A 6,160-nucleotide genomic window follows, 5' to 3' on the forward strand; every position below is an offset into this window, starting at 1 on the left:
ATCTGAGCGGGATCACGGGCCTCCGCCGCGGGCGGAGCGCATCTCGGATCGGAGATAACGGGACCATGCTCGGCGACTACTCCCTCGGCGACCTCGGCGCGATCTTCGCCATGCAGGGCTTCGCCGGCCTGATCCTGTTCTCCGTCTACCTGCTGATGGCGCTCGGCCTCGCGATCATCTTCGGCCAGATGGGCGTGATCAACATGGCCCACGGGGAGTTCATGATCCTCGGCGCCTACGTCACCTATCTCTGCTCGACCTTCTTCCAGACCTACCTGCCGGCGCTCTTCCCGATCTACTTCTTCATCGCGATGGGCCTGGCGTTCTTCGCCTCCGGGGCGCTCGGAATGCTGGTGGAATGGGGCCTGATCCGGTTCCTCTACAAGCGCCCGCTCGACACGCTGCTGGCCACCTGGGGCCTGTCGCTGATCCTCCAGCAGGCCTACCGGTCGATCTTCGGTGCCCGCGAGGTCGGCGTCGAGCTGCCGTCCTGGCTGATCGGCTCGGTGCAGGTCACCGACACGATCGAGATCCCGATCAACGGCCTGTTCGTCATGGCCGTCACGATCCTGATCACCGTCAGCGTCGCGCTGCTGATCTTCCGCTCGCGCTTCGGCCAGCAGGTCCGCGCGGTCATGTCGAACCGCGCCATGGCGGGGGCCGTCGGCATCGATACCGAGAAGGTCGACCGCTACACGTTCGGCCTCGGCTGCGGCATCGCGGGGATCGCGGGCTCCGCGTTCACGATGATCGGGTCGACCGGGCCGACCTCCGGCCAGCTCTACATCGTCGACACCTTCCTGATCGTCGTGTTCGGCGGCGCCGCGAGCCTCCTCGGCACTATCGCGTCGGCCTTCTCGATCTCCCAGACGCAGTCGACCCTGGAGTTCTTCCTCTCCGGCTCGATGGCCAAGGTGATCACCCTGCTCGCGGTGGTCGGCATCCTGATGCTGAGGCCCCAGGGCCTCTTCACCCTCAAGGTCCGGCGCTGAGGATTTTTCGACCATGACGAATCCGGTCCAGACCCTCACCAAATCCGTCACCGTCAACGACAACCCGTTCATGAAGCCGGTGGAGTGGCTGAGCCTGCTCCTGCTCGCCGGGGTGATCCTGGTCGTCCTGCCGCTGGTGCTCGACGGCTTCCGCCTCAACCTCGTCGGCAAGTACCTGACCTACGCGTTCGTCGCCCTCGGGCTGGTGATCTGCTGGGGCTACGCGGGAATCCTGTCGCTCGGTCAGGGCGTGTTCTTCGGCCTCGGCGGCTACTGCATGGCGATGTACTTGAAGCTCGAAGCGTCGAGCATCGAGAACACGAAGATCCAGTCCACGCCCGGCATCCCGGACTTCATGGACTGGAACCAGATCACGGCCCTCCCCTGGTTCTGGCAGCCGTTCAAGAGCCTGCCGCTGACGCTGATCCTGGCGGTCGCCGTCCCGGTCCTGTTCGCGATGCTGATCTCCTTCGCGATGTTCAAGCGCCGGGTCGGCGGCACCTACTTCGCGATCATCACCCAGGCGATCGCCGCGATCCTGACCATCCTGATCGTCGGCCAGCAGGGCTATACCGGCGGCATCAACGGCATCACCGACCTGCGCACCCTCCACGGCTGGGACATCCGCACCGACCACGCGAAGGTCATCCTGTACTTCGTCAATGGCGGCCTGCTGATCGCCTGCATCCTGGCGGCGCAGTACGTGAAGAAGTCGAAGCTCGGCCGCATCCTCGTCGCCATGCGCGACAAGGAGGACCGGGTCCGCTTCTCGGGTTACTCGGTCGCTGGATTCAAGGTCTTCGCCTTCTGCTTCGCCGCCGGACTGGCGGCCATCGGCGGCGCGATGTTCACCCTCCAGGTCGGGTTCATGTCGCCCTCCTTCGTGGGCATCGTCCCCTCGATCGAGATGGTGATCTACGCCGCGGTCGGCGGGCGCCTGTCGCTGTTCGGCGCGGTCTGGGGCACGCTGCTCGTCAACTGGGCCAAGACCAGCTTCTCCGAGAGTTTTCCGGATCTCTGGCTGTTCGGCCTCGGCGCCCTGTTCATCGCGGTGGTGCTGGCCTTCCCGAACGGCCTCGCCGGCATCTGGCGCGAGCATATCGAGCCCCGCCTCACCCGCCGGGTGAAGGGCCTGCGCGCCCCGCCGCCCGCCATCGTCCCGCCCCACGGCGCCCCGGCCGAGTGAGTCTCCGATGAACGCCGCGATCCTCTCCTCCCCCGTGGTCGGCGCCGAGGCGGCCCCGCCCGACTACCTCCTCGCCGTCGAGGCGCTCACGGTCTCGTTCGACGGGTTCAAGGCGGTGAACGACGTGTCGTTCTACGTCGATCCGGACGAGATCCGGGTGATCATCGGGCCGAACGGCGCCGGCAAGACCACGGTCCTCGACCTGATCTGCGGGCGCACCCGGGCCAGCGCCGGCTCGATCAAGTACAAGGGCCAGGAGCTGACCAAGCTCTCCGAGAGCGCCATCGTGCAGGCCGGCGTCGGCCGCAAGTTCCAGACGCCGTCGATCTACGACGACCTGACGGTGTTCGAGAACCTGGAGATCTCGTTCCCCCGCGGCCGCTCGGTCTTCGGCGCCCTCACGTTCAAGCGGGACGCGGAGGTCCGCGACCGCATCCACGCCATCGCCGAGACGATCTTCCTGAAGGACCAGCTCCGGGAGCGGGCCGAGTTCCTGAGCCACGGCCAGAAGCAGTGGCTGGAGATCGGCATGCTGCTGATCCAGGACCCGGAACTGCTGATGCTCGACGAGCCGGTGGCCGGGATGAGCGTCGGCGAGCGGATCAAGACCGCCGAGCTGCTCAACCAGATCATCAAGGGCCGCTCGGTGCTGGTGATCGAGCACGACATGAAGTTCGTCGAGGACATCGCCCACCGGGTGACCGTCCTGCACCAGGGCAAGGTGCTCTCCGAGGGTTCGATGGAGCGGGTCAAGAACGACCCGAAGGTCATCGAAGTTTATTTGGGACATTGACGATGGCGTCTCTTCAGACCGCGCATCCGCCCCTGGTCCAGGCGCCCCCGCTCGCCATGATCCCATCCGCTACGCCGGCCCTTGCCGTCGACGACCTGCACGCCGCCTACGGCCAGAGCGAGGTCCTGCACGGGCTGACCTTCTCGGTGGCGCCCGGCGAGATCGTCGCCGTGATGGGCCGTAACGGCATGGGCAAGACCACGCTGATGAAGACCCTGATGGGCCTCGTGCCGGTCAAGGCCGGGTCGATCCAGGTCGAGGGCGCGGATGTCGCCGGGCTCAAGAGCCATGCCCGGGTCGCCAAGGGCCTCGCCTACGTGCCGCAGGGCCGCATGATCTTCTCGACCATGACGGTCCAGGAGAACATCGAGACCGGCCTGACGGTCACCGGCACCCGCAAGGTCCCGCAGGACCTGTACGACATGTTCCCGGTCCTGCTGGAGATGAAGGGACGGCGCGGCGGCAACCTCTCGGGCGGCCAGCAGCAGCAGCTCGCCATCGCCCGGGCGCTGGCGAGCCGGCCGAAGGTCCTGCTCCTCGACGAGCCCACCGAGGGCATCCAGCCCTCGATCATCCGGGAGATGGGCCGGACGCTTAAGAAGATCCGCGACGCGCGCGGCCTCTCCATCGTGGTGTCGGAGCAGGTCCTCAGCTTCGCCCTCGACGTCGCCGACCGGGTGATCGTGCTGGAGAACGGGTCCATCGTCCACGAAGCCCCGCGCGACGGGATCGACGAGGCAGCCGTCGCCCGGTTCCTGTCGGTCTAGGGGCACCCGCATGGCGGATTACGAGATCTTCGAACTCGGCGACTTCGTGCTCCAGTGCGGCAAGACGCTGCGCGCGGCCAAGCTCGCCTTCAAGACCTTCGGGACGCTGAGCCCGGCCAAGGACAACGCCATCGTCTACCCGACCTGGTACTCGGGCCAGCACACCGAGAACGAGTGGTTGATTGGCCCCGGCAAGGCGCTCGACCCGGACAAGTACTTCATCATCATCCCGAACATGTTCGGCAACGGGCTCTCGTCCTCGCCGAGCAACACGCCGGCGCCCTGGAACGGGCCGCGCTTCCCCAACGTCACCGCCTACGACAACGTCCGCGCCCAGCACCGCCTCGTCACCGAGCATTTCGGCATCGAGAAACTCGTGCTCGTCACCGGCTGGTCGATGGGCGCGCTCCAGACCTACCACTGGGCGTCGATGTACCCCGACATGGTGCCGAAGATCCTGCCGTTTCAGGGCTCGGCCAAGTGCTCCCGGCACAATTACGTCTTCCTGGAGGGCGCCAAGGCGGCGCTCCAGGCCGACGCCGCCTGGGCGGAGGGCTGGTACGCGAGCCCGCCGACCCGGGGCCTGCGCGCCTTCGGCCGGGTCTATGCCGGCTGGGGCCTGTCGCAGACCTTCTACCGGCTCGAGGCCGACATCACCCACATGGGCTACGCCTCGCTGGAGGACTTCCTGATCGGGTTCTGGGAAGGCCTGTTCTACGAGCGCGACGCCAACAACCTGCTCGCCATGCTGTGGACGTGGCAGCACGGCGACATCAGCGCCAACGACACCTTCAAGGGCGACTTCAAGGCCGCGCTCGGCGCCATCCGCGCCAGGGCGATCCTGATGCCCGCCTCGACCGACCTGTATTTCCCGCCCGAGGACAACGCCATCGAGGCGGCCGCCATGCCGAACGCGGAGCTGCGCGTGATCGACACGTGGTGGGGCCACTTCGCGGGCGGGCCCGGCACCAGCCCGGACGACATCAAGGTCCTCGACGACGCACTCAACGAGCTGCTCGCGAGCGGGTGAGAGACGCGCAGCGGCGCGCGGACGGGGCCTGCCCCGGAGAGTCAGGGAGCTGGAGACACGAGATGCCCGAGACGCTGATCAAGGTCGATCTCACGCAATCGGCCTACGACAACGACATGGTGCACAACCGCTGGCACCCCGACATCCCGATGGTCGCCTACGTGAAGCCGGGGGCGGACTTCATCGTCGAGACCTACGACTGGACCGGCGGTTTCATCAAGAACAACGATTCCGCCGACGATGTGCGCGACATCGACCTGTCGATCGTGCACTTCCTCTCGGGTCCGATCGGCGTCGAGGGCGCCGAGCCCGGCGACCTGCTGGTGGTCGACCTCCTCGACATCGGCGCCAAGCCCGAGAGCCAGTGGGGCTTCAACGGCTTCTTCTCCAAGAAGAACGGCGGCGGCTTCCTGACCGAGCACTTCCCGCAGGCCCAGAAGTCGATCTGGGACTTCGAGGGGATGTTCACCAAGTCCCGCCACGTCCCGGGCGTGCGCTTCCCCGGCCTGATCCATCCCGGCCTGATCGGCTGCCTGCCCGATCCGAAGATGCTGGAGACCTGGAACACCCGCGAGAAGGCGCTCTACGACACCGATCCGGAGCGCGTGCCGGCGCTCGCCACCCTCCCCTTCGGCCCGACCGCCCATATGGGCCGCCTGAAGGGCGACGCGAAGGACGCGGCCGCCGCCACCGGTGCCCGCACGGTCCCGCCGCGCGAGCACGGCGGCAATTGCGACATCAAGGACCTGTCGCGCGGCTCGAAGATCTACTTCCCGGTCTACGTCCCCGGCGCCGGCCTCTCCATGGGCGACCTGCACTTCAGCCAGGGCGACGGCGAGATCACCTTCTGCGGCGCCATCGAGATGGCCGGCTGGGTGCATCTGAAGGTCGAGCTGATCAAGGACGGCATGGCCAAGTACGGGATCAAGAACCCGATCTTCAAGCCGTCGCCGATCACGCCGAAATACGACGATCACCTGATCTTCGAGGGCATCTCGGTCGACGAGAGCGGCGGCCAGCACTACCTCGACGTCCACATCGCCTACCGGCAGGCCTGCCTGAACGCGATCGAGTACCTGAAGAAGTTCGGCTACTCGGGCGCGCAGGCCTACTCGATCCTCGGCACCGCGCCGGTCCAGGGGCACATCTCGGGCGTCGTCGACATCCCGAATGCCTGCGCGACACTCTGGATACCGACCAAGATCTTCGAGTTCGACATCAATCCCGGCGCCGACGGACCGACCAAGTTCCTCGACGGCTCGATCCAGATGCCGCTCTCGCCGGATCTTTGATGCTTCGTTTCCCGGCCGGTCGCGGCTGACGCGACAGGCCCCCTCTCCCGGGCGGGAGAGGGTTGGGGTGAGGGATGCGACCTCTCCGGACAGGTCTCGC

At 66.8% G+C, this 6,160-nt stretch carries 6 protein-coding genes; all 6 read left to right on the top strand.

From position 1 onward, the window contains the following. Positions 1-65: 65 nt before the first annotated feature. Entirely contained in the window at positions 66-992 is a 927-nt protein-coding gene (urtB, locus tag ME121_RS32195; protein ID WP_059410286.1) for an urea ABC transporter permease subunit UrtB, read from the top strand. A gap of 13 nt (positions 993-1,005) precedes the next feature. Beyond that, complete coding sequence (gene urtC, locus ME121_RS32200) at positions 1,006-2,178, top strand: urea ABC transporter permease subunit UrtC (RefSeq protein WP_012322398.1); 1,173 nt, start codon at positions 1,006-1,008, stop codon at positions 2,176-2,178. A gap of 7 nt (positions 2,179-2,185) precedes the next feature. After that, positions 2,186-2,971: an urea ABC transporter ATP-binding protein UrtD gene (gene urtD, locus ME121_RS32205; protein WP_012322397.1), complete on the top strand. Its 786-nt coding sequence runs from the start codon at positions 2,186-2,188 to the stop codon at positions 2,969-2,971. Positions 2,972-3,027: 56 nt separating this feature from the next. Continuing rightward, the gene (urtE, locus tag ME121_RS32210; RefSeq protein WP_043374950.1) at positions 3,028-3,738 is read left to right on the top strand and encodes an urea ABC transporter ATP-binding subunit UrtE; all 711 of its coding nucleotides are present in this window, start codon (positions 3,028-3,030) and stop codon (positions 3,736-3,738) included. A 10-nt stretch (positions 3,739-3,748) separates the two neighbouring features. Further along, the gene (locus tag ME121_RS32215) at positions 3,749-4,768 is read left to right on the top strand and encodes an alpha/beta fold hydrolase (RefSeq protein WP_059410287.1); all 1,020 of its coding nucleotides are present in this window, start codon (positions 3,749-3,751) and stop codon (positions 4,766-4,768) included. Between the two features lie 62 nt (positions 4,769-4,830). After that, complete coding sequence (gene fmdA / locus ME121_RS32220) at positions 4,831-6,060, top strand: formamidase (protein WP_012322394.1); 1,230 nt, start codon at positions 4,831-4,833, stop codon at positions 6,058-6,060. Positions 6,061-6,160 lie beyond the last annotated feature (100 nt).

This window comes from Methylobacterium sp. ME121 (assembly GCF_000974725.1).
Lineage (GTDB): Bacteria > Pseudomonadota > Alphaproteobacteria > Rhizobiales > Beijerinckiaceae > Methylobacterium > Methylobacterium radiotolerans.